This is a genomic window from Comamonas sp. MYb21 (assembly GCF_037479395.1).
GTDB lineage: Bacteria > Pseudomonadota > Gammaproteobacteria > Burkholderiales > Burkholderiaceae_C > Comamonas.
The window spans coordinates 149334-169955 of the sequence record NZ_JBBGZC010000012.1 but is presented as its reverse complement, the minus strand read 5'-3'; the positions used below and the strand labels follow the sequence as shown (position 1 = coordinate 169955).

Annotated in this window: 19 protein-coding genes; 7 read left to right on the top strand and 12 right to left on the bottom strand. The window is 63.7% G+C overall.

Annotated features, from left to right (window positions below):
* The first annotated feature begins 126 nt into the window (after positions 1-126).
* Complete coding sequence (locus WH367_RS18870; RefSeq protein WP_339537202.1) at positions 127-1047, top strand: LysR substrate-binding domain-containing protein; 921 nt, start codon at positions 127-129, stop codon at positions 1045-1047.
* A gap of 215 nt (positions 1048-1262) precedes the next feature.
* The gene (locus WH367_RS18865) at positions 1263-2471 is read left to right on the top strand and encodes a glycoside hydrolase family 5 protein (RefSeq protein ID WP_339537201.1); all 1209 of its coding nucleotides are present in this window, start codon (positions 1263-1265) and stop codon (positions 2469-2471) included.
* A 10-nt stretch (positions 2472-2481) separates the two neighbouring features.
* Here WH367_RS18865 and WH367_RS18860 read toward each other — a convergent pair whose 3' ends face one another.
* The 10 genes from WH367_RS18860 to ppa all read right to left on the bottom strand — a co-directional run bounded on the left by WH367_RS18860 (position 2482) and on the right by ppa (position 12170).
* Entirely contained in the window at positions 2482-3759 is a 1278-nt protein-coding gene (locus tag WH367_RS18860) for an amidohydrolase family protein (RefSeq protein ID WP_339537200.1), read from the bottom strand.
* Positions 3760-3812: 53 nt separating this feature from the next.
* Positions 3813-4736, bottom strand: coding sequence for an ABC transporter permease (locus WH367_RS18855; protein WP_021025091.1), 924 nt, complete (start codon positions 4734-4736; stop codon positions 3813-3815).
* Between the two features lie 49 nt (positions 4737-4785).
* Positions 4786-5847, bottom strand: coding sequence for an ABC transporter permease (locus WH367_RS18850; protein ID WP_021025092.1), 1062 nt, complete (start codon positions 5845-5847; stop codon positions 4786-4788).
* 9 nt (positions 5848-5856) lie between these two features.
* Positions 5857-7431, bottom strand: a complete 1575-nt coding sequence (locus tag WH367_RS18845) for an ABC transporter ATP-binding protein (protein ID WP_339537199.1) — start codon at positions 7429-7431, stop codon at positions 5857-5859.
* 137 nt (positions 7432-7568) lie between these two features.
* The gene (locus tag WH367_RS18840) at positions 7569-8573 is read right to left on the bottom strand and encodes a BMP family protein (protein WP_021025094.1); all 1005 of its coding nucleotides are present in this window, start codon (positions 8571-8573) and stop codon (positions 7569-7571) included.
* A gap of 405 nt (positions 8574-8978) precedes the next feature.
* A complete protein-coding gene (locus WH367_RS18835) occupies positions 8979-9335 on the bottom strand; it encodes a hypothetical protein (protein ID WP_021025095.1) in 357 nt (118 codons plus the stop codon).
* Positions 9335-9733 (bottom strand): phage holin family protein, encoded by a 399-nt coding sequence (locus tag WH367_RS18830; RefSeq protein WP_021025096.1) that lies wholly within the window; start codon positions 9731-9733, stop codon positions 9335-9337. Before WH367_RS18830 ends, WH367_RS18835 begins: the two co-directional genes overlap by 1 nt.
* 107 nt (positions 9734-9840) lie before the next feature.
* Positions 9841-10158 (bottom strand): DUF883 family protein, encoded by a 318-nt coding sequence (locus tag WH367_RS18825; RefSeq protein WP_043338381.1) that lies wholly within the window; start codon positions 10156-10158, stop codon positions 9841-9843.
* 235 nt (positions 10159-10393) lie between these two features.
* A complete protein-coding gene (locus WH367_RS18820) occupies positions 10394-11506 on the bottom strand; it encodes an NAD(P)/FAD-dependent oxidoreductase (protein ID WP_339537198.1) in 1113 nt (370 codons plus the stop codon).
* 136 nt (positions 11507-11642) lie between these two features.
* Positions 11643-12170: an inorganic diphosphatase gene (gene ppa / locus WH367_RS18815; RefSeq protein WP_116927687.1), complete on the bottom strand. Its 528-nt coding sequence runs from the start codon at positions 12168-12170 to the stop codon at positions 11643-11645.
* A 265-nt stretch (positions 12171-12435) separates the two neighbouring features.
* Between ppa and WH367_RS18810 the strand changes: the two genes are divergently transcribed.
* The 5 genes from WH367_RS18810 to WH367_RS18790 all read left to right on the top strand — a co-directional run bounded on the left by WH367_RS18810 (position 12436) and on the right by WH367_RS18790 (position 18096).
* Positions 12436-13869, top strand: a complete 1434-nt coding sequence (locus tag WH367_RS18810) for an aldehyde dehydrogenase family protein (RefSeq protein WP_339537197.1) — start codon at positions 12436-12438, stop codon at positions 13867-13869.
* A 251-nt stretch (positions 13870-14120) separates the two neighbouring features.
* On the top strand, positions 14121-14750 hold the full coding sequence (locus tag WH367_RS18805) for a DUF2889 domain-containing protein (protein ID WP_339537196.1): 630 nt from the start codon (positions 14121-14123) through the stop codon (positions 14748-14750).
* A 478-nt stretch (positions 14751-15228) separates the two neighbouring features.
* Entirely contained in the window at positions 15229-16212 is a 984-nt protein-coding gene (locus WH367_RS18800) for a TRAP transporter substrate-binding protein (protein ID WP_021025102.1), read from the top strand.
* 89 nt (positions 16213-16301) lie between these two features.
* Positions 16302-16808, top strand: coding sequence for a TRAP transporter small permease (locus WH367_RS18795; protein ID WP_021025103.1), 507 nt, complete (start codon positions 16302-16304; stop codon positions 16806-16808).
* Positions 16801-18096 (top strand): TRAP transporter large permease, encoded by a 1296-nt coding sequence (locus WH367_RS18790; protein ID WP_027010466.1) that lies wholly within the window; start codon positions 16801-16803, stop codon positions 18094-18096. Before WH367_RS18795 ends, WH367_RS18790 begins: the two co-directional genes overlap by 8 nt.
* A gap of 62 nt (positions 18097-18158) precedes the next feature.
* Here WH367_RS18790 and WH367_RS18785 read toward each other — a convergent pair whose 3' ends face one another.
* Complete coding sequence (locus WH367_RS18785; RefSeq protein ID WP_021025105.1) at positions 18159-19049, bottom strand: LysR family transcriptional regulator; 891 nt, start codon at positions 19047-19049, stop codon at positions 18159-18161.
* 82 nt (positions 19050-19131) lie between these two features.
* The gene (gene cycA / locus WH367_RS18780) at positions 19132-20535 is read right to left on the bottom strand and encodes a D-serine/D-alanine/glycine transporter (protein WP_339537195.1); all 1404 of its coding nucleotides are present in this window, start codon (positions 20533-20535) and stop codon (positions 19132-19134) included.
* Positions 20536-20622: the final 87 nt, after the last annotated feature.

The window sequence follows — 20622 nt, the reverse complement described above, 5'->3', positions numbered from 1 at the left end:
CAGACACGTTAGTGTAGCGATCGGCCCTTATATTGGTATTGCATTGCTGTGACAATGCGGCACAATCATTGAATTAATGGAAAGTGTTCTTGCAACTTTTCATCAACAAAACCGCTGACTGAGACTATGAAACGGGACTGCCCCACCATCCAGGAGCTGCTCGCGCTCGACGCCGTGGCCCGCCATTCCAGCCTGACCCTGGCTGCCTCCTCGCTGTGCGTGACCACCAGCGCCGTGAGCAAGCAGATTGCCTCGCTGGAGGGCTTTCTGGGCACGGCCCTGCTGCAAAAGCTGGGGCGCGGCGTAGAGCTCACGCCAGTGGGCCGCAGCTACTGGCTCAAGATCACGGGCAGCCTGCGCAGCCTGGAGACCGCCACCTACGAGGTCCGCGCCGGCGCGGACACGAATGTGCTGACCCTCAGCTGCGTGCCGACCTTTTTCACCCGCTGGCTCATTCCCCGCCTGCCCCGCTTTCGCCAGGCCCACCCCCGCGCCACCTTGAGCTTCAGCCGCCATCTGGCGCCGCTGGAGAACCTGCCGGCCCATGTCGATGCCGCCATCCGCTACAACCCAGCCGACTACGCCGGTGTGGTCAACGAATACATCGCCGGGCGCGAATTCGTCGTGATCGCTTCCAGCGCGCTGATGCAGGGCCTGCACAAGATCCAGGACCCCGCCGATGTGCTGGCCCATACCTTGCTGCACCATGAAGAAGCCCAGGGCGCCTGGTCGCAATGGGCCGCTGCCCATGGCATCACCCACCAGTTGCTGATTGCGGGCCCTCGGTTTGCGCAGTACTCGGCCTTGATTCAGGCAGCGCGCTGTGGTCTGGGCATCGCCTTTGTTCCCCTCATCCTGGTCGAAGACGAACTGGCAGAAGGCGTGCTGGTCACGCCATTCGAAGGAACCACCGCCGTCGAGCATGGCCACTACCTGTGCTACCGGCCCGATCGCATGCAGTCTCCCGCCTTTGCGCAGCTGCGGCAATGGCTGCTGACTGAGGGTGGCAGCCAGGAAGCGGTGCCAAGCCTGCCTGGTCATCCCTAAAAAGCAGAAGCGCCACCCGGGTCTCCGGCTTTCTCCAACACCAACGAGATCGCCAAGCCATTGTGTGAGCAAGCGCAAGGGCTGGGCCCGGCGATATGCCTCGGAAAGCGGCCAGAAATAGCGCCCAAGCCCGTTGCAAACAGAAATCAATCAAAGCATTACCAGTGATAGCATCTGCCGCATCCCCCGTCACCGGCCTTCAACGCCCTGCTTCGATGTTCAAGATCTCTGTACCCAGCCTGGCCGTCGCGATGGCGCTGTCCGCATCCGTGCAAGCAGCCGAAGCGGCCGACCTGGCGGCCTTCTGGACCACCACACAACGGGGCGGCAACAGCTTTAACCGCTTGCCGCCGGATGCCCACTATTACGAAGCGCTGCGCGGCTACGGCGCCAGCTGGGTACGGCTGTCGTATGACAAATGGAAGCCTGCGCAGCGCGATTTTTTGATGGGCAATGCGGACGACTACCAGCAGCTGGTGGCATCGGACCTTGCCACGCTCCAGGCATCGGTAGCCAAGGCCCATGCGGCGGGGCTCAAAGTGGTGATTGCGCCGCTGTCCCTGCCGCTGTCGCGCTGGTCGCAAAACAACCAGGGGCAGTTTGATGACCGCATCTGGCAGGACCGGGCGCACTGGAAGGCCGCCGGCCAGTTTTGGCAGGACCTCGCCCGCGCCTTGAAGGACACGCCCGGCATAGCGGCCTATAACCTGATCAACGAGCCCGCGCCCGAAAAACAAGGCGGCATGCCCGAGCATGCCAGCGCCCAGGCGATGCAGGCCTGGTATGCGAAGGCGAAAGGCGGGTCGCGCGACCTGCCCGCGTTCTACCAGTACCTGATTGCCCAGATCCGGGCCGTCGACCCGGACACGCCCATCATGGTCGATGCCGGCTGGTATGGTGCGGCCGATGCCTTCGCTTACTGGCCCGAAGCGCTGGCTGACAAACGGGTGCTGTACAGCTTTCACATGTACGAGCCCTACCAGGCCACCAGCACCCCCAACATGAAGCGCAAGCAGCCCTACCGCTACCCGGGCGAGGTGCCGTTTGCCGGCAAGACCCAGCCCTGGAACCAGCAGCGCGTGGCCCAGTACCTGGGTGCCGTCAACAGCTGGGCGCGCTCCTTGTCGATCCCGCCCGAGCAAATCGTCATGGGCGAGTTTGGCTGTGTGCGCATGCTCGGCAGCTGCAGCCAGTACCTCAACGATGTTCTGTCTTACGCCGAGGACAAGCGCTACCACTGGGCCTTCTACAGCTTTCGCGAAGATGCCTGGGACGCCATGGACTACGAACTGGGCCAGGCCAAGGTGGACTGGCGCTACTGGGATGCGATGGAAAAAGGCCTGCCCGACCCGGTCAAGCGCAGCGCGACACCGGAGTTCGAGCCGATCCGCAAGCGCTTGCAGCAGCACTTGCAGCAGCGCTGAAAGGCGCCGCTTAGCGCGCGCTCAGCAGCGTGGTGCTGGCAGGTCGCCCTGGCAAGTTCAAGCTAGCCACCGGTGCCGGTGTGCTGGCAATGCGCTGGCCACGGCGCCATACGCCCAGGCGCGTGGCTTTGAGGCGCAGGGCCTCCACCGGGTCCTTGGCATGCAGCAGCACAAAGTCGGCATGGGCGCCCTTTTCAATGCCATACCCTTGCAGGCCCAAGAGGCGTGCGGGGTTGCAGGTGATCGCATCAAAGCACTGCTGCATGCCGGCGCGGCTGGTCATCTGCGCCACATGCAGGCCCATGCTGGCCACCTCCAGCGCATCGCCCGAACCCAGGCTGTACCAGGGGTCCATCACGCAGTCATGGCCAAAGGCCACCGTGAGGCCTGCGGCCATCAGCTCGGGCACGCGCGTCATGCCACGGCGCTTGGGGTAAGTGTCATGGCGGCCCTGGATCGTGATATTGATCAAGGGGTTGCTGACAACGCCCAGCTGCGCCTCGGCCATCAAGGCCATCAGCTTGCTGACGTAGTAGTTGTCCATGCTGTGCATGGAAGTCAGGTGCGAGCCAGTCACGCGGCCCTGCAGGCCCAGGCGCTGCGTGTGGTAGGCCAGGGTTTCCACATGGCGCGACATCGGGTCGTCCGACTCGTCGCAGTGCATGTCCACCAACTTACCGCGCTCGGCGGCCAGCTCGCAGAGAATGCGCACGCTCTCGGCGCCATCGGCCATGGTGCGCTCAAAGTGCGGAATGCCGCCGACGACATCGACGCCCAGATCCAGCGCGCGCTTGAGGTTGTCCAGCCCGCCCGGTGTGCGCAGCACGCCGTCTTGCGGAAAAGCCACCAGCTGCAGGTCGATATAGGGCGCCACGCGCTTTTGCACATCGAGCATGGCTTCGACCGGCAGCAGGCTCGGGTCGCTGGTGTCCACATGGCTGCGAATGGCCAGCAGGCCGCGCGCCACCGCCCAGTCGCAGTAGGCCAAGGCGCGTTCGACCAGCGCCTCGTGCGTCAGCTGGGGCTTGAGTTCGCCCCAGAGTGCAATGCCTTCGAGCAAGGTGCCGCTTTCGTTCACACGCGGCATGCCGTAGCTCAGGGTGGCATCCATGTGGAAATGCGGGTCCACAAAGGGTCGGCTCAGCAGCAGGCCCTGGGCGTCCACCACCTCGGCAGCGGGCGCCTGCAGGCCCTCGCTCACCTCGGCGATCTTGCCGTCCTGCACAGCGACCGACATGTTCTTGCGGCCATCGGACAAGCTGGCATTGCGAATCAGTAAATCAAGCATTTTTTATCCTTGTAGGCAGACCAGGGTCTGCATCGTGGGGCGCGAGCCTTGGCTCAGCGCTCGCCTTTGCGGTAGGGTTTCATCAAAGCCTGCGGGTAGGCGGCTTTGCGGGCCACCAGCACCAGCGCCAGGATCGACAGCAGGTACGGCAGCATCAGATAGAACTGGTAAGGCACGAGGCCATCGCCCGACTGCTGCAGGCGCAGCTGCAGTGCGTCGAAGAACGCAAACAGCAGCGCGCCCAGCAAAGCCTTGCCCGGCCGCCAGGAGGCAAACACCACCAGCGCCACGCAGATCCAGCCCCGGCCGTTGACCATGTTGAAGAAAAAGGCATTGAAGGCCGACAGGGTCAAAAAGGCACCGGCCACCCCCATCAGCGCCGAGCCCGCAATGATCGCACCGCTGCGCACCGCCATCACGGCCACACCCTGGCCTTCTGCGGCCTGCGGGTTCTCGCCCACCATGCGAACCGCCAAACCCAGCGGCGTGCGAAACAGCACCCAGGCCAAGAGCGGCACCAGCAGCAGCGCCAGCAAGGTCAAGGCGGTCTGGTCGCCCAGAATCGGAATCGGCAGCCAGTCCATGGCCTCAAACGGCGTGATCGTGGGCGGCGTGTTCACCTTGGGAAAGCTCACGCGGTAACCGTAGTACGACAAGGCCGTCGCCAGCATCGTGATGCCCAGGCCCGATACGTGCTGCGACAGCGCCAGACCCACCGTCAGCCAGGCATGCAGGCTGCCCAGCACCGCGCCGGTGAGTGCGGCCACCAGCACGCCCGTCCACAGGCCGTGGCCGGCATACACGGTCAGCCAGCCGGTAAAGGCACCGGCCACCATGATGCCCTCGATGCCCAGGTTCAGCACGCCGGCGCGCTCGCACAGCAGCACCCCCAGCGTGCCCAGCAGCAGCGGCGTGGCTGTACGCAGCACGGCCACCCAGAAGGAGGCATTGGCCAAAATATCCATCACATCGCTCATGCTGCACCTCGCGCTGCCGTTTGTTTTTGGGGTTTCAACATCACAGCGCTCACTTTCTGCGCAGGCGGTATTGGGTCATCAGGCTGGCCACCAGCACCGACAAGAGCGAGGCGGCCACGATCACATCGGCAATCGCATTGGGCACGCCGACGGCGCGGCTCATGCTGTCGGCTCCCACCAGCATGCCGGCCACAAACACGGCCGAGGCCACGACACCCAGCGGGTGCAGGCCGGCCAGCATCGCAATCACGATGCCGCTGTAACCATAGCCGGGCGACATGTCCAGGGTCAGGTAGCTGGTGCGGCCCGCCACCTCGATGGCGCCGGCCAGGCCCGCGAGCCCGCCCGACAGCAGCGCCACCAGCACGACGGTGCGGGTCACCGGCACGCCGGCAAAGGCTGCCGCGCGCGGGTTGGCGCCGGCTGCGCGGATGTCAAAGCCCGGCACGGCCCGCTGCAGCAGCAGCCACAGCGCGACCGCCAGGCCCACCGCCATCAGCAAGCCGTTGTGCAAACGGGTCTGCGCAATCAGCTTGCCCAGCTCCAGGTCGCCCTGCAGCGCCACGCTCTGCGGCCAGCCCATCGCCATCGGGTCTTTCATCGGGCCATCGAGCAGGTAGGACACGGCCAGCAGCATGACAAAGTTCAGCAGCAAGGTGGTCACCACCTCGTCCACACCCAGCTTGGTCTTCATCAAGGCCGGGCCCAGCAGCAAGGCCGCGCCAGCCAGGGCGGCAGCCAGCAGCATCAGCGGAAACAGCAGATAGATGGGCAGCTCAAAGCCGGTACCCCCATGCATGCCGCCCACCGCCACGGCCGCCACCGCGCCGGCATAGAGCTGGCCTTCGGCGCCGATGTTGAACAGCCGCGCCCGGAAAGCCACCGCAGCGGCCAGACCGGTCAGGATCAGCGGCACGGCGCGCGTCAAGGTCTCGGACAGTGCAAACAGCGATCCAAAGGCGCCTTTGAACAAGGCCACATAGGTGGCGCCCACCGGTGCGCCTGCCCACAGCACCAGCAAGCCGCTGATGGCCAAGGTAAATACCACCGCACCCAGGGGCGCAGCCACCATGGCCAGCTTCGACGGGGTTGCTCTTTTTTCTATACGCATTGCAGTCTCTCAGCCCTGGCGCTCAGGCGCTGTCATAGGAGATCCGGCCATGGCCAGACCGATCGTCTCGCGGCTCCAGTCCGCAAAAGGCAGCACGGGTGACAGATGCCCCTCGTGCATCACGCCGATGCGGTCTCCGAGCGCCAGCACCTCGTCCAGGTCGTCCGAGATCAGCAGCACCGCAGCGCCGGCATCGCGTGCGGCCAGCAGTTGCTGGTGCACAAAGCGCACCGCGCCAATATCGAGGCCCCAGGTGGGCTGGTGCGCCACAATCAGGCGTGGCGCCATGCCCTCGGCACCTTGGGGTGCCAGCAGCGCCCGGCCCAGAATCAGTTTTTGCATATTGCCGCCCGACAGCGAACGGGCCGGCGCATCGAGACCGCCGCCACGCACATCGAACTGCTTCGACACATGCTGGGCCTGGCTGCGAGCTTGCGCACGGCGCACCCAGCCCCAGCGTGAGAACCAGGGGCTGCGCAGCCGCTCGGACACCGCGTTTTCCCACACCGGCAAATCACCGACCACGCCGGTGCCATGGCGGTCTTCCGGGATACGCGCCACGCCCTGGGCGACCAAGGCCACGGCTGACGCCGGCATCGGCGCGCCCAGGTACTGCACGCTGCCCTGGCCCGGGCGGCGCATGCCGCAGAGCATATCGGCCAAGGCCACCTGGCCGTTGCCCGAAACACCGGCAATCGCCACCATCTCCCCGGCCCTCAGCACCAGCGACACATCGACCAGGCGATCGCGCGCGGTGGATTTGGCCGATGCCGTAGTGTGCACATTGCGCAGGCTGCAGACCTCATTGCCCACCTTGGCGGCAGGTTGGCGCTCGGGCAGACTCACCGCCTCGCCCACCATCCACTGCGCCAGCTGCGCCTGCGTGCTGCCTGCGGTTGGCGCCTCGGCCACCAGCTTGCCGTGGCGCAGCACGGCGACGCGGTCGGCCACGCGCAGCACTTCGCCCAGCTTGTGGCTGATGAAGATGATCGACAGGCCTTGGGCCACCATCTGGGACAGGGTCGCAAACAGCGCCTCGCTCTCCTGCGGGGTCAGCACGGCGGTGGGCTCGTCCAGAATCAAGATCTTGGCGCCCCGGTACAGCGCCTTGAGGATTTCCACCCGTTGGCGCTCACCCACCGACAGGCTGCCCACGCGCGCATCCGGATCGACCACCAGGCCAAACTGGCGCGCGACCTCGACCAGCTTGGCGCGGGCCTGGCGCTTGGCTGACTTGAGGCGCAGCAGCGATTCGCTGCCCACCATGATGTTGTCCAGCACGCTCAGGTTGTCGGCCAGCGCAAAGTGCTGGTGCACCATGCCGATGCCCGCAGCCAGCGAGGCGCGCGGCTGGCCCGGCGGCAGCGCCTGGCCCATCACATCAATGCGCCCCTCATCGGCCACATAGTGGCCAAACAGGATCGACATCAAGGTGGATTTGCCCGCGCCGTTCTCGCCCAGCAAGGCCACGATCTCGCCCCGGTGCAGGGTCAGCGAAATGCCGTCATTGGCCACCAGCGGGCCAAAGCGTTTGGTGATGCCGTGCAGCTGGAGCACGACAGGAGAAGAACTTGGAGGAGACATGGGCAAAGGGCCGCTGGGTTCGCTGGGCAGGCGACGGGCCTGGCAGCTGGCACAAAAACAGCCCCGGCATGGGCCGGAGCTGGAAGTTGGTGGCGCCGAGCTGCCAGAGCCCAGCGCCTAAGCAATCCAGGCCCGGCTTACTTGGCCGTGGACTTGGGTTGCGAGTCGTCGACCTTCACGACGAACTTGCCCGACAGGATGTCGGCCTGTTTGGCCTGCACCTTGGCGATCAGGTCCGCTGGCAGCTTTTTCTCGAAGGTGCCAAACGGTGCCAGCGACGAGCCCTTGTACTTCATCATCGAGTACGGGCCGTAGTCCTCGGCCTTGTAGCTGCCGTCCTTGACCGCCTTGATCGCGCGCTCGACGCTCGGCTCCATGTGCCACAGCGCCGAGGCCACCACGGTGTCGGGGTACTGCGCCTGGGTGTTGATCACATTGCCAATCGCCAGTTTGCCCTTTTCCTTGGCCGCATCGCTCACGCCAAAACGCTCGGCGTAGAGCACATCGGCACCCTTGTCGATCATCGCAAAGGTCGCTTCCTTGGCCTTGGGTGGATCAAACCAGCTGTTGATGAAGCTGACGGTGAACTCCACCTTGGGATTGGTTTCCTTGGCGCCCGCCATGAAGGCGTGCATCAGGCGGTTGACTTCGGGGATGGGGAAGCCGCCGACCATGCCGATCTTGTTGGTCTTGCTCATGCCGCCAGCGACCATGCCCGACAGGTAGGCAGGCTCCTGGATGTAGTTGTCAAACACGCTGAAGTTGGGCGCCTGGATCTTGCCCGACGAACCCATCACAAAGGCGGTCTTGGGAAAGTCTTTGGCAACCTTGCGCGCCGCCGCTTCCACGCCAAACACCTCACCAAACATCAGCTGCGCGCCGCCGGTGGCGTACTCACGCATCACGCGCTCATAGTCGGCATTGGCCACGTTTTCGCTGGACTTGTACTCGATCTCGCCACGCGCCTCAGCGGCCTTCAGTGCCTCATGGATGCGGCTGACCCATTGCTGCTCGTACGGCACGGTGTAGACCGCCGCGACCTTCACCTTGGTCTGCGCCCAGGCCGGGGCAGCCGACAGGCCAGCCAGCGCGAGGGGCAGTGCAGCCAGGCAGGTTTGAACAATACGACGCCGTGTAGTCATCAAGAAACTCCTTAGGGGTGAGATCCACTTGCCATCCAAGTGGGCGGGCGAGAGAAGCAAGTTCTGTACCGTGTCTTGTGCCAACGTGCTGTACCCGCGTGTGAGCGCTCCTGCATTGAGAGCAGCAACGTGTGGCTGGCAGGTAAGCGCCAGCGCTTGCAGCGGCAGACCACACGCACAAGACAAGTGCATCACGCAATGCGTATATACACAGCGCGCCGCGCATTCTACCCACATCAGCGGCGCTTGAAAGCCATTTTTCGCCACGAGATCGCTGGCAGCAAGCGGGCAGTCCCTATCTTCGGGAATACGCGTAGGGCGATGCGGCACAAAAAAACCGCCATGCAGGGCGCATGGCGGTCTTAGGGAGGTGGCGCAGTGCTAAGCCAACGCGCTTGGCGCTGCTCAGTGGTTGCGGCGCAGCTTCATCACAATGGGCATCGCAATGGTGGCCATGCGAATGAGCTTGCGCGGCCCCAGCAGCAGGCCGGCACCCACCAGGCCAGCGCAGACCAGCGGATGCTCGCGGCCAAAGCTGATCAGGCGCTCGGCCAGGGTGCCATAGGCCATGGGGTGGTGCTGGCCGCCGGTGGCATCGCGGCGCAGCGCCAGGGCTTGCTCACGCGCCAGGCGGCGGCCATCGAGGCGCTCGCGCTGGTTCTGGATGCGCAGCAGCACTTCTCGCGCTTGCGGGTCGGTGGCCTGCAGCAGTTGCAGCTCCGCGTCTTTGCTGGGGTTGATCATCGCTTGGGTCCCTTGCATTACTTGAGACGGCCCTTGACCGCTTGCCAGTCCTGGCGCAGCACGGTCTTGGTCAGCTGGAAGGGGTTGGCGGCCTTCTTCGTGGTCAGGTACAGGAAGGCCAGCACGCCCAGCCACAGCACCAGCCAGACACCGGCTACCAGCCAGGTGGCCAGCATGCGGTTAGGCGTATCCCAGAAAGAAATGATGATGGCGCCCGAGAGCACCGTCAGGGCCACAATGGTCAGACCCGCGACCACCAAACCCATCAGGACCAGCCAGATCAGGTTCTTTTTCTGCTCCTGCCATTCAATGGCCAGCAGATCCATTCGGTCTTCAGCCGCTATGGCGCTTTCCGACAGCAAGGCGCGAAAGCGCGCCAGCATGTCATCGACGCCCAGCACAGACAACCAGTTCATGGACTCTCCTCGTGCATATGGGGCACCTGGGTGCCCCTTGTTCTTGGTGTCGGCCCGGCGGGCCTTGCCAGCGCGGCCATGGTGCCCACGCTGGCTTCGGGCTCAGCTCAGCGGCGCGAGAAGATAAAACCGATCAGCGCGCCGACGGCCAGCGCTGCACCGGCGACGCGCCAGGGCTCGTCATGGGCATAGCGGTCAGCTGCCAGCGCAGCTTCCTTGGCCTGGCGGGCGGCTTCTTGTGCCGCGCGCACAGCGCCTTCACGGGCATCACCCGCGCTGTCTTCCAGGCGTTGGCGCAGTTGCTTGATGTCGGGCACGCCGTCCAGGTCCTTGCTCGACAGCACGCCGCGCAGATCGCTCACCAGTTTTTCCAGATCAGCCTGGGCATTCTCAACGGTATCGCTCAGCAAATTGGATTTACGCATGTTCATCATCCTTTTCTTGGTCAGGCTACAGGAAAGTTCCGCATCCACCCTGCGCAGCCAGGGCCGGCTGCTGCAGGGCGCAAGCTCCGTTACATGTTAACGGAGAAAGCGACAGCCACGGGTTCCGATATGCAGCCCTGCCTGTCAGAAGATTCCGACTATCGCCGTCAAACTGTGGCTTTTGTCGCATTTAGCTGCGCATCGCAGGTCCTGGGCACCTGCCCCTTGACGGCGGTCAAGCCGCTTCTTCGGCTACCGCTTCGTTCACCGCCTTGGCAATGGCCAGGCAGCTGGTCAGCCCGGGCGATTCGATGCCCAGCAGGTGGAACAGGCCCGGCGCGCCATGCACCTCAGGGCCTTGCAGCACAAAGTCGGCATCGGGCTCTCCCGGGCCACTGATCTTGGGCCGGATACCGGCGTAACCGGCTGCCAGCGCGCCATCCTGCAGGCCGGGCCAGTAGCGGCGCACAGCAGCATAAAAGGCATCGCCCCGTGCCGGGTCCACCACCAGGTCATCGGCGCTGTCCACCCACTGCACATCCGGGCCAAACTTGGCCTGGCCGCCCAGGTCCAGGGTCAGGTGCACACCCAGGCCACCCACTTCGGGAACCGGGTAGATCAGCTGCTTGAATGGCGCGCGGCCGCTTAAGGTGAAATAGTTGCCCTTGGCATAGTGGGCCCTGGGCAGCTGCGACAAGTCAGCGCCTTCGAACTTGCGCGCCAGATCGGGCGCCCACAGGCCTGCGGCATTGACCACGGTCCTGGCCTGCAGCTCGGTGCCGTCTTCGGTGCTCAGCAGGATGCCGCCCTCTTCGCAGCAGGCGGCGGCCAGCGGGCTGTTGAACACCACCATGCCACCGGCGTTTTCCAGATCGCCCTGCAGGCTCAGCATCAGCCCGTGGCTGTCGACAATGCCGGTGCTGGGAGAATGCAGCGCGGCCACGCATTCCAGCGCAGGCTCCATGGCCCTGGCCTCCTCGCGGCTGAGCAGCACCAGGTCATCGACACCGTTGGCGGCCGCATGGCGGGCAATGTCCTGCAGCTTGGCGCGTTGCGCCTCCGACGTGGCCACAATCAGCTTGCCGCAGCGCTGGTGGTCAATGCCGCGCTCCTGGCAGTAGGCATACAGCAGGGCCTTGCCCTCCACACACCAGCGCGCCTTGCGCGAGCCCTGGGCATAGTAGATGCCCGCATGGATCACCTCGCTGTTGCGCGAGCTGGTGCCCGTGCCAATGGCGTCCTGCGCCTCCAGCACCAGCACCTCACGCCCGGCCAAGGCCAGCTCGCGGGCGACAGCCAGCCCCACCACCCCCGCACCAATCACCACGCAATCGACAGTATCGGCCACTTGCTCGCTCCTTCGCTTTTATATGCCCGCCAGCTTAGCGCCTGGCGCGTCGCCCAAAAGCAAAAAGCCGGTGAAAAACCGGCTTTCGTCAGCGTTGCCTGCCCAGGGCCGCAGGGCCCCGGCAAGTGGCGTCTTCTTACTTGTTGTAGTTGGCGATGCCGTCCACGATTTCCTTGTGGGCTTCGTCCACGCCCTTCCAGCCCAGCACCTTGACCCACTTGCCCTTTTCCAGGTCCTTGTAGTGTTCGAAGAAGTGCGAGATCTGCTGGAGCACCAGGTCGTGGATGTCGCTCAGGTGGTTGATCTTGTCGTAGGCAGGCAGCAGCTTTTGGGTGGGCACCGCCAGCACCTTGCCGTCCACACCGGACTCGTCTTCCATGTGCAGGATGCCGATCGCGCGGCAAGGCACCACCACGCCGGTAGGCAGGGGGAAAGGCGTCATCACCAGCACGTCCACGGGGTCACCGTCGCCCGACAGGGTTTGGGGCACATAGCCGTAGTTCACCGGGTAGTGCATGGCGGTACCCAGGAAGCGGTCCACGAACACGCAGCCCGAATCCTTGTCCACTTCGTACTTCACAGGAGCGGAGTTGGCCGAGATTTCGATCACAACATTGAAGACATCAGGGGCCTTGGAGCCAGGGGTCAGTTTTTCGAAGGACATGCGATTCCTATGAGGTCAATTGAATGGAGGGCCGACAGCGCGCAAAAAGCCGCCAGCCACCGGCAAAACCCCGTGATTTTAGGTGCATTGGCCAGCCGCTGCCCAAAAAATGCCAACCGCATCGTCAAATGCGGTGGTCAAACCCGTGACAACCGCGGGCTCATCCCGGTAGGCGCAGCCCCATTCCTGCGCTATCGTGGGGGCCGTTTCGAGCCTGCCGCCTGGCAGACTCCGCCGCCTATTGCACCCAGAACGGAACAACGCCATGCAATTGCATTACATCGCCAACGCCTCTGTGCCCTCGCTGTCGGGCAAGACCATCCCCGTCATTGACCCCTCGGACGGCCAACCCTTTGATGAAATCCAGCGCGGCAACGCCGAGGACGTGGACCATGCGGTTCAGGCCGCGCGCCTGTGCTATGAGAACGTCTGGCGCAAGACCAGCCCGGCCGAGCGCAGCCGCCTGATGATGCGCCTGTCGGCCAAGGTGCTCGAGCACGCCGACGAACTCGCCGCCATCGAGCAGCGTGACTGCGGCAAGCCCACCAAGCAGGCCAAGGCCGATGCACTGGCCCTGGGCCGCTATTTCGAGTTCTATGCGGGCGCTGCCGACAAGCTCCACGGCGAGACCATTCCCTACCCCCATGATTTCAGCGTGCTGACCTGGCGCGAGCCCCATGGCGTGACCGGCCACATCGTGCCCTGGAACTACCCGATGCAGATTTTTGGCCGCTGCGTGGGCGCAGCGCTGGCAGCGGGCAATGTCTGCGTGGTCAAGCCCTCGGAAGATGCGTGCCTCAGCCTCATCCGCGTGGCGCAACTGGCCGCTGACGTGGGCTTTCCTGCCGGCGCGATCAATATCGTCACCGGCTTTGGCCATGAAGTGGGCGATGCACTGGCCCGCAACCCTGATGTGGACCACATCAGCTTTACCGGCAGCCCCCGCATCGGCACCTTGATAGAGCAGGCGGCTGCCGAGCGCCACTGCCCCTGCACCTTGGAGCTGGGCGGCAAGAGCCCGCAGATCGTGTTCGCCGATGCCGATCTGGATGCCGCCATCCCGACCATCATCAACGCCATCATCCAGAACTCCGGCCAGACCTGCTCGGCCGGCTCGCGCCTGCTGGTCGAGCGCAGCATCTACGAAACCCTGCTCGCTCGCCTGGGCAGCGCCTTCGAAGCGCTGCGCGTGGGCCCGGCCAGCCTGGACCTGGACCTGGGCCCGCTGATCCGCCAGACCCAGCAGCAACGCGTCTGGGATTTTCTGAGCGATGCGCACAACGACGGCATCTCCATCGTCGCCCAAGGCCAGATCGTCGACGAGGCGCCCGAAGGCGGCTACTACCAGGCCCCCACCTTGCTGCGCGATGTGCCCGTGGACCACCGCCTGGCCCAGGAAGAGATCTTTGGCCCAGTGCTGAGCGCCATGGCTTTCGACAGCGAAGAAGAAGCCATCAAGATGGCCAATGCCACCCAGTTCGGCCTGGTGGCCGGCGTCTGGACGCGCGATGGCGGCCGCCAGTTCCGTGTGGCCAAGCGCTTGCGCAGCGGCCAGGTCTTTATCAACAACTATGGCGCCGGCGGCGGCGTGGAGCTGCCCTTTGGCGGCACCAAGGCCAGCGGCCATGGCCGCGAAAAGGGTTTTGAGGCGCTGTATGGCTTTACGACCTTGAAGACCGTCGCCATCCGCCACGGTTGATACCGACGCGCAGGCGCTCTAAGCGCCCTGCGCCCCGCGCCGCCCCTGCTCTGCAGCGGCGGCGCGATTGTTTTTACAATGGAGGGCTGCATGCAGGTGACAGCCTCCCGCTGTCACCTGCTGCACAGACAGCCCGCAGCAACAGCCCCATAGTGATCAGCACTGGGGGCATGGCAGCGCCGTCAAGCAAGCGCTGGCCTGCACCAAGCCGGGTCATCCACAAAAACAATCCCACCGCGACACCCTCTTCCATGCCTTTGTCTCCCGTCCCCAACCGCGTCCCCAAACATTTGCGCGATGTGCGCTACCGCAGCTTCGAGCGCGAGGATGGGCTCTGGGATGTTGAAGGTGAGCTGGTGGACACCAAAGCCTATGACCTGGTGCTGTCGGGCGAGCGCAAGCGCAAAGCCGGAGAGCCCATTCACCATATGTGGATTCGCTGTACCATTGATACAACACTTACAGTTGTTGCCATCGAAGTCGCGATGGATGCGCACCCACTGGGCGAATGCCCGCTGGCCCTGCCTGCCATGCAAAAAATGGTGGGCTGCTGCATGGCCCGGGGCTGGCGCAAGGCCATCGAGGCCAACCTGGGAAACATCGAGGGCTGCACCCATATGCGCGAGCTGTTGTTCAACATGGCAACCGCCGCTTTTCAGAGCGTGAACCAGGCCTTTGCCCGCCCCCAATCAGACCAGCCCCCCCGCCACCTGGGGCAGTGCAAGGGCTGGGATTTCAATGGCGCCGGCGTCGCTGCGATCTACCCCCAATTCATCGGCTGGCAAGCGCCCAAGCCAGGCGGCACCGGCGCTGCAGCGGTGGCAACCACTAGCGAGAGCCCCGCCGATAAGCCCACCACGGACAGCGCCAACAAAGGCTGAGCGCGCACCCAGCGCCCCGCTGCCCTGCTCCCGCCACCACCACGCCCCAGCCGCCGTGGTGGCTTTTTTGCGCACACTTTTTGCAGGCATCCTGGGGGCCCTAAGGCGGTCTTAAGGCACTTCTGATGCTACTTCTGCCGGTACTTCTGCTGCTACTTCTGCCTAGGGGCCAAACTGCGCAGGCTTGCAGAAACCTAGTATTAACCCTAGGAATCTACGACGGCAAAATGCATGGACGTGTTCGCTCAAAATCAAAAATCGTTGAACAATTTTTAATACCACATCCCACAAAAGAAATTTTGAAACCTACAAAAATTAATTATTGTTGAAACCCCGTATAGCGCTACTTTGCAATAACTGTTAATTTTGGCAAACAATTCACCAGCATAGCAGTTGTTTCCGGCGCTGCTGTGGCTGTTGATCGTATTCATCCCGGGCAGCATTCGCTGCGCCCTATTTGTCTCTAGAAGGAGCCGTCATGAAGCGTCGAGTTTTTTGTGCCACCGCCACCCTGGTTGCCAGCATCGGTTTTGCCACCGCAGCCGCTGCCCAAACCAAATGGGATTTCGCCACCGCGTATGCGCCATTTAACTTCCACTCCAAAAACAACGAGCAGTTCGTCAAGGACGTGGACGCAGCGACCAGCGGCAAACTCAAGATCACTCCCCATTTTGGTGCGTCGCTGTTCAAAATGCCCGAAATCAAGCGTGCCGTGCAAACGGGTAATGCCCAGATGGGTGAATTCTTTCTGGTGAGCTTCCAGAACGAATCGCAGATCTTCGGCGTCGACGGCCTGCCTTTCCTGGTCAACAACTACGACGAAGCGTTCAAGCTCTACCAGGCCCAAAAGCCGGCGCTGCAAAAGCTGCTGGACAAGCAAGGCCAGGTGCTGCTGTATTCGGTGGCCTGGCCACCGCAGGGCATCTACACCAAGAAACCCATCAACTCGGCAGCGGACCTCAAGGGCATGAAGTGGCGCGTTTACTCGCCCACCACCGCCCGCATTGGTGAGCTGATTGGCGCGCAACCGGCCACCGTGCAAGAGGCCGAGCTGTCCCAGGCGCTGGCCACCGGCGTGGTCGATGGCCTGATCACCTCGTCGGCCACCGGCGCCGACAACAAGCTGTTTGAAAACCTCAAGTACTACTACAACGTGCAGGCCTGGATTCCCAAGAACGCCGTGACCGTGAGCAAGAAGGCCTTCAACGCGCTGGGCAAGGCTGAGCAGGAAGCCGTGCTCAAGGCCGCTGCTGCTGCCGAAGAGCGCGGCTGGAAGGAATCCAAGGAAGTGGATGCCAAGTCGCTGGCGACCTTGAAGCAAGGCGGCATGAGCATCGAGCTGCCCTCGGCCCAGCTCAAGGCCGACCTGGCCAAGGTGGGCGAGACCGTGATCAAGGAATGGACCGACAAGGCCGGGGCCGAAGGCAAGGCCATTTTGGACGCCTACCAGGCTTCCAAGTAAGCCACGGTCTCCTCTGTGCAGTCCGCCCGGGGCCACCCGCCCCGGCTGGGCTGTGCAGTCAGCAACCTTTACTGCTTTGAATGACAAGCATGCGCAAGCTACTCAATGGACTGTATGACGCCTCTGCCTGGCTGGCGGGGCTGTCGATGATCGGCATCCTCGTGATGGTGCTGCTCACCGTGGTCAGCCGCCTGATCGGCTTCAGTGCCCCCGGCACCGACGCCTATGCCGGCTACGCGATGGCGGGAGCGGGCTTCATGGCCCTGGCCAGCACCCTCAAAAAAGGTGAACACATCCGCGTGACCCTGCTGCTGGGCGCGCTCAAAGGTGGCGCCTTGAAGACCATGGAAGTGATTGCCCTGGGCATCGCAACCATCCTCTCGGGCTTTTTGGCGTTCTACGCCGCACGCCTGGTCTGGCAATCCTGGGAGATCGACGATATCTCCGTGGGCATCGATGCGACGCCGCTGTGGATTCCCCAAATTTTCATGGCACTGGGCACCCTGGTGTTTTTTATCGCCTTTTGCGATGAGCTGGTGCTGGAGCTGACGGGCAAACGCAAACCTGTGGCCAAGGAGGATGCCCACCATGAATGAAATTACCGCCAGCATTGCGCTGATTGTGGTGCTACTGATCCTGCTGGGCGGCGGCGTCTGGGTGGGTCTGACCCTGGCCGGTGTGGCCTGGTTCGGCATGGAGTTCTTTACCGCCCGCGCCGCCGGGGATGCGATGGCCATGACCATCTGGGGATCGGCCAGCAGCTGGACCTTGACGGCGCTGCCGCTCTTTGTCTGGATGGGTGAGATTCTCTACCGCACCAACTTATCGGAGAGCATGTTCCGGGGCCTCGCACCCTGGGTCAACCTGCTGCCCGGCCGCCTGCTGCACACCAATGTGATCGGCTGCACGATATTTGCGGCGGTGTCGGGCTCCTCGGCCGCCACCTGCGCGACCGTCGGCAAGATGAATGTGCCCGAGCTGATGAAGCGCGGTTACCCCGAGAACATGGTCATCGGCTCGCTGGGCGGCCCTGCCACCCTGGGTCTGCTGATTCCGCCATCGATCATCCTGATCGTCTACGGTGTTGCCGCTGAGATGTCGATCTCCAAGCTCTTCATGGCCGGCGTGCTGCCCGGCATCATGCTGGCCCTGCTGTTCAGTGGTTGGATCATCGTCTGGGCCCTGCTCAACCCCAACAAGATCCCCAAGGCCGACAGCTCCATGAGCTTCAAGCAGAAGCTGCACGAGTCGCGCCACCTGATCCCTGTGGTGCTGCTGATCGCCTCGGTGATTGCCAGCATCTACACGGGCATTGCAACGGCCACCGAAGCGGCTGCCATTGGCGTGCTGGGCTCCCTGGTGCTGTCTGCGACGCAAGGCGCGCTCACCTGGAAGAACTTCAAGGACTCGCTGTTTGGTGCCACGCGCCTGTATTGCATGATCGCGCTGATCCTGGCCGGTGCCGCCTTCATGACCTTGTCGATGGGCTATATCGGCCTGCCGCGCCAGCTGGCCGAGTATGTCGGCAGCCTCAACCTGTCGCCTGCGATGCTGATCATCGTGCTGGGCATCTTCTACATCCTGATTGGCTGCTTCCTCGATGGCATCTCCACCATCGTGCTGACCATGGGTGTGGTGCTGCCCATCATCCAGGCTGCGGGCATCGATCCGCTGTGGTTTGGTATCTTCCTGGTGATCACCGTGGAGACCGCGCAGATCACGCCGCCGGTGGGCTTCAACCTGTTTGTGCTGCAAGGCATGACAGGCAAGCAGATCACCTACCTGGCCCGTGTCTGCGCACCCTACTTTGCGCTGATGGTGCTGGCCCTGGTGATTCTCTGGTTCTTCCCCCAGATCGTCACCGCGCTGCCCAACAACATGTAAGCCTTGCGCAGATCCGCGACGAACCGGCTGCCTTGGCAGCCGGTTTTTTTATGCGCCAGCGCTCAGCACAGCAACAGGTCCTGCTGCTCCTGCACCGTGGCCTGCAAAAAGCGCCAGACCACCTGGATGCCCGGCACCGAGCGCAGCTCGGGCGGCATCGACATCCAAAAGGTGCGGGTGAACTGCGCCTGCTCGGGCAGCACACGCTGCAGCAAGGGGTCCTTGTCAGCCAGAAAGCCCGGCAGCACGCCCAGCCCCGCGCCGGTGCGCACGGCGGTGTACTGCGCCAGGATGCTGGTGCTGCGAAAGCTAAAGCGCTGGGGCGCGCTCAGGCTGTCGAGAAACTGCAGCTCCTTGGTGAAGAGCTGGTCATCGACATAGTGCACAAAGCGGTGGCTGGCCAGGCCTTCGGTCGAGGTGATCAGCGGGTGGCGCGCCAGATATTCGCGCTGGCCATAGAGGTACAGCCGGTACTCGGTCAGGCGGCTGGTGACAACGGTATCGCGCACCGGGCGCTCGAGCGAGATGACGATATCGGCTTCGCGGCGCGAGAGCTGCAGCATGCGCGGCACGGCCAGCAGGTCAATGGTCAGCAAGGGGTAGCGCTGGGCCAGCAAGGCCAGGTGCTTGGCCAGCACCTGGGTGCCAAAGCCTTCGGTCACGCCGATGCGCACCACGCCGCTGGGCGTCTCGGCGCTTTGGCTCGCAGCAATGGGCGCGATGCCGCGCGCAATCTGGTCCATGGCCTCGGCGCGCGGCTGCAGCTGGCGGCCGGCATCGGTCAGCTTGTAGCCACTGCCCTCGCGGGTGAACAAGGTGGCGCCGAGCTGCTTTTCCAAAGCCTGGATGCGGCGCGAGACTGTGGTGTGCTCCACGCCCAGCGCCTTGGCCGCGCCCACCAGGGTGCCGGCCTGCACCAAGGCCCAGAAAAAGCGCAAATGATCCCAATCCATGCCAGCCCCTTGTCGATGTTGCACAGCATTATTGTGCAAATTTGCAACAGGGGCAGCAGATAGGGACCGTGCCTGGCTCCGATCAGTCCACTTTGGCGCGCTTGCGCTGCCAGGCGTAGGCCAGGCCCAGCAGCACAAACCAGGCCGGCGTCGCGATCAGCGCCTGGCGCGTGTCCAGTTCCAAAGTGAGCAGCACCAGCACGGCGGCAAAGAAGGCCAGGCAGACCCAGCACATGAACACGCCACCGGGCATGCGGTAGTGAGACGCCTGGTGCAGCGCGGGGCGCTGCTTGCGGTAGCTGATGTAGGACAGCAGGATCAGCGACCAGACAAACATGAAGAGGATGGCCGAGACGGTGGTCACCAGCGTGAAGGCTTCGACCAGGTTGGGCACCACCCACATCAAAAAGGCACCGCCCAGCAGGCAGACGCAGGAGAACAGCAGGCCGCGCGAGGGCACGCTGCTGGCCGAAAGCTGGCCAAACGAGCGTGGGGCATCGCCCTTGAGCGCCAGGCCGTAGAGCATGCGGCTGGTGGAGAACACGCCACTGTTGGCCGACGAGGCGGCCGAGGTCAGCACGACAAAATTGATCACACTGGCCGCTGCCGGCAGGCCGGCGAGCACAAACAGCTCGACGAACGGGCTCTTGCTGGGCACCACATCGCGCCAGGGGGTGACGGCCATGATGGCGATCAGCGCGCAGACGTAGAAGATGATGATGCGCACGGGGATCGAGTTGATCGCGCGCGGCAGGGTGCGGTGCGGGTCCTTGGCCTCGGCAGCCGTGGTGCCCACCAGCTCGATACCGACAAAGGCAAACACCGCAATCTGGAAGCCGGCAAAAAAGCCCATGGCGCCATGGGGGAAGAGCCCGCCATCGTTCCAGAGGTTGGCGATGTTCGCCTGGCGCCCGGCCGGCGAGCTGAAACCGGTGCTGACCATGTAGAGGCCCGTACCGACCAGCGCGACGATGGCCACGATCTTGATCATCGCAAACCAGAACTCGACCTCGCCAAAGAGCTTGACGGTCAGCAGGTTGAGCGACAGCAGCACGGCCACGCAGGCAATGGCCGGGGCCCACTGCGGCAAATCAGGCCACCAGAACTGCGCATAGGCCGAAATGGCAATCACATCGGCAATACCGGTGATGATCCAGCAGAACCAGTAGGTCCAACCGGTGAAGAAGCCGGCCCAAGGGCCCAGCAGGTCGTCCGAGAAATCGATAAAGGACTTGTACTGCAGGTTGGACAGCAGCAGCTCGCCCATGGCCCGCATCACAAAGAACAGCATGATGCCGATGATGGCGTAGACCAGCACGATGGACGGCCCCGCCAGGCTGATGGTCTTGCCCGAGCCCATGAAAAGCCCGGTGCCGATGGCGCCACCGATGGCGATCAACTGGATATGGCGGTTGCTGAGATTGCGTTGGAGGTCATCGGTACCGGGCGAAGCCCCCGATTGCTCCGCTGGGGCCTGTTTGCTCATGAGAAAAAAGCGCAGTGCGTTAGCGAGAAAGATGGTGCGGCCTGCGAGCCAAGGCCCGGACGCACCGCGAAGGTGCGCAAGGATAAA

Coding starts and splice junctions, on each gene's coding strand:
- WH367_RS18845 (WP_339537199.1), bottom strand. CDS start 7,431: ATGTCTCCTCCAAGTTCTTCTCCTGTCGTGCTCCAGCTGCACGGCATC.
- WH367_RS18790 (WP_027010466.1), top strand. CDS start 16,801: ATGAATGAAATTACCGCCAGCATTGCGCTGATTGTGGTGCTACTGATC.
- WH367_RS18825 (WP_043338381.1), bottom strand. CDS start 10,158: ATGCGTAAATCCAATTTGCTGAGCGATACCGTTGAGAATGCCCAGGCT.
- WH367_RS18805 (WP_339537196.1), top strand. CDS start 14,121: ATGCCTTTGTCTCCCGTCCCCAACCGCGTCCCCAAACATTTGCGCGAT.
- WH367_RS18795 (WP_021025103.1), top strand. CDS start 16,302: ATGCGCAAGCTACTCAATGGACTGTATGACGCCTCTGCCTGGCTGGCG.
- WH367_RS18860 (WP_339537200.1), bottom strand. CDS start 3,759: ATGCTTGATTTACTGATTCGCAATGCCAGCTTGTCCGATGGCCGCAAG.
- WH367_RS18850 (WP_021025092.1), bottom strand. CDS start 5,847: ATGCGTATAGAAAAAAGAGCAACCCCGTCGAAGCTGGCCATGGTGGCT.
- cycA (WP_339537195.1), bottom strand. CDS start 20,535: ATGAGCAAACAGGCCCCAGCGGAGCAATCGGGGGCTTCGCCCGGTACC.
- WH367_RS18855 (WP_021025091.1), bottom strand. CDS start 4,736: ATGAGCGATGTGATGGATATTTTGGCCAATGCCTCCTTCTGGGTGGCC.
- WH367_RS18785 (WP_021025105.1), bottom strand. CDS start 19,049: ATGGATTGGGATCATTTGCGCTTTTTCTGGGCCTTGGTGCAGGCCGGC.
- WH367_RS18840 (WP_021025094.1), bottom strand. CDS start 8,573: ATGACTACACGGCGTCGTATTGTTCAAACCTGCCTGGCTGCACTGCCC.
- WH367_RS18870 (WP_339537202.1), top strand. CDS start 127: ATGAAACGGGACTGCCCCACCATCCAGGAGCTGCTCGCGCTCGACGCC.
- WH367_RS18800 (WP_021025102.1), top strand. CDS start 15,229: ATGAAGCGTCGAGTTTTTTGTGCCACCGCCACCCTGGTTGCCAGCATC.
- WH367_RS18865 (WP_339537201.1), top strand. CDS start 1,263: ATGTTCAAGATCTCTGTACCCAGCCTGGCCGTCGCGATGGCGCTGTCC.
- ppa (WP_116927687.1), bottom strand. CDS start 12,170: ATGTCCTTCGAAAAACTGACCCCTGGCTCCAAGGCCCCTGATGTCTTC.
- WH367_RS18830 (WP_021025096.1), bottom strand. CDS start 9,733: ATGAACTGGTTGTCTGTGCTGGGCGTCGATGACATGCTGGCGCGCTTT.
- WH367_RS18835 (WP_021025095.1), bottom strand. CDS start 9,335: ATGCAAGGGACCCAAGCGATGATCAACCCCAGCAAAGACGCGGAGCTG.
- WH367_RS18810 (WP_339537197.1), top strand. CDS start 12,436: ATGCAATTGCATTACATCGCCAACGCCTCTGTGCCCTCGCTGTCGGGC.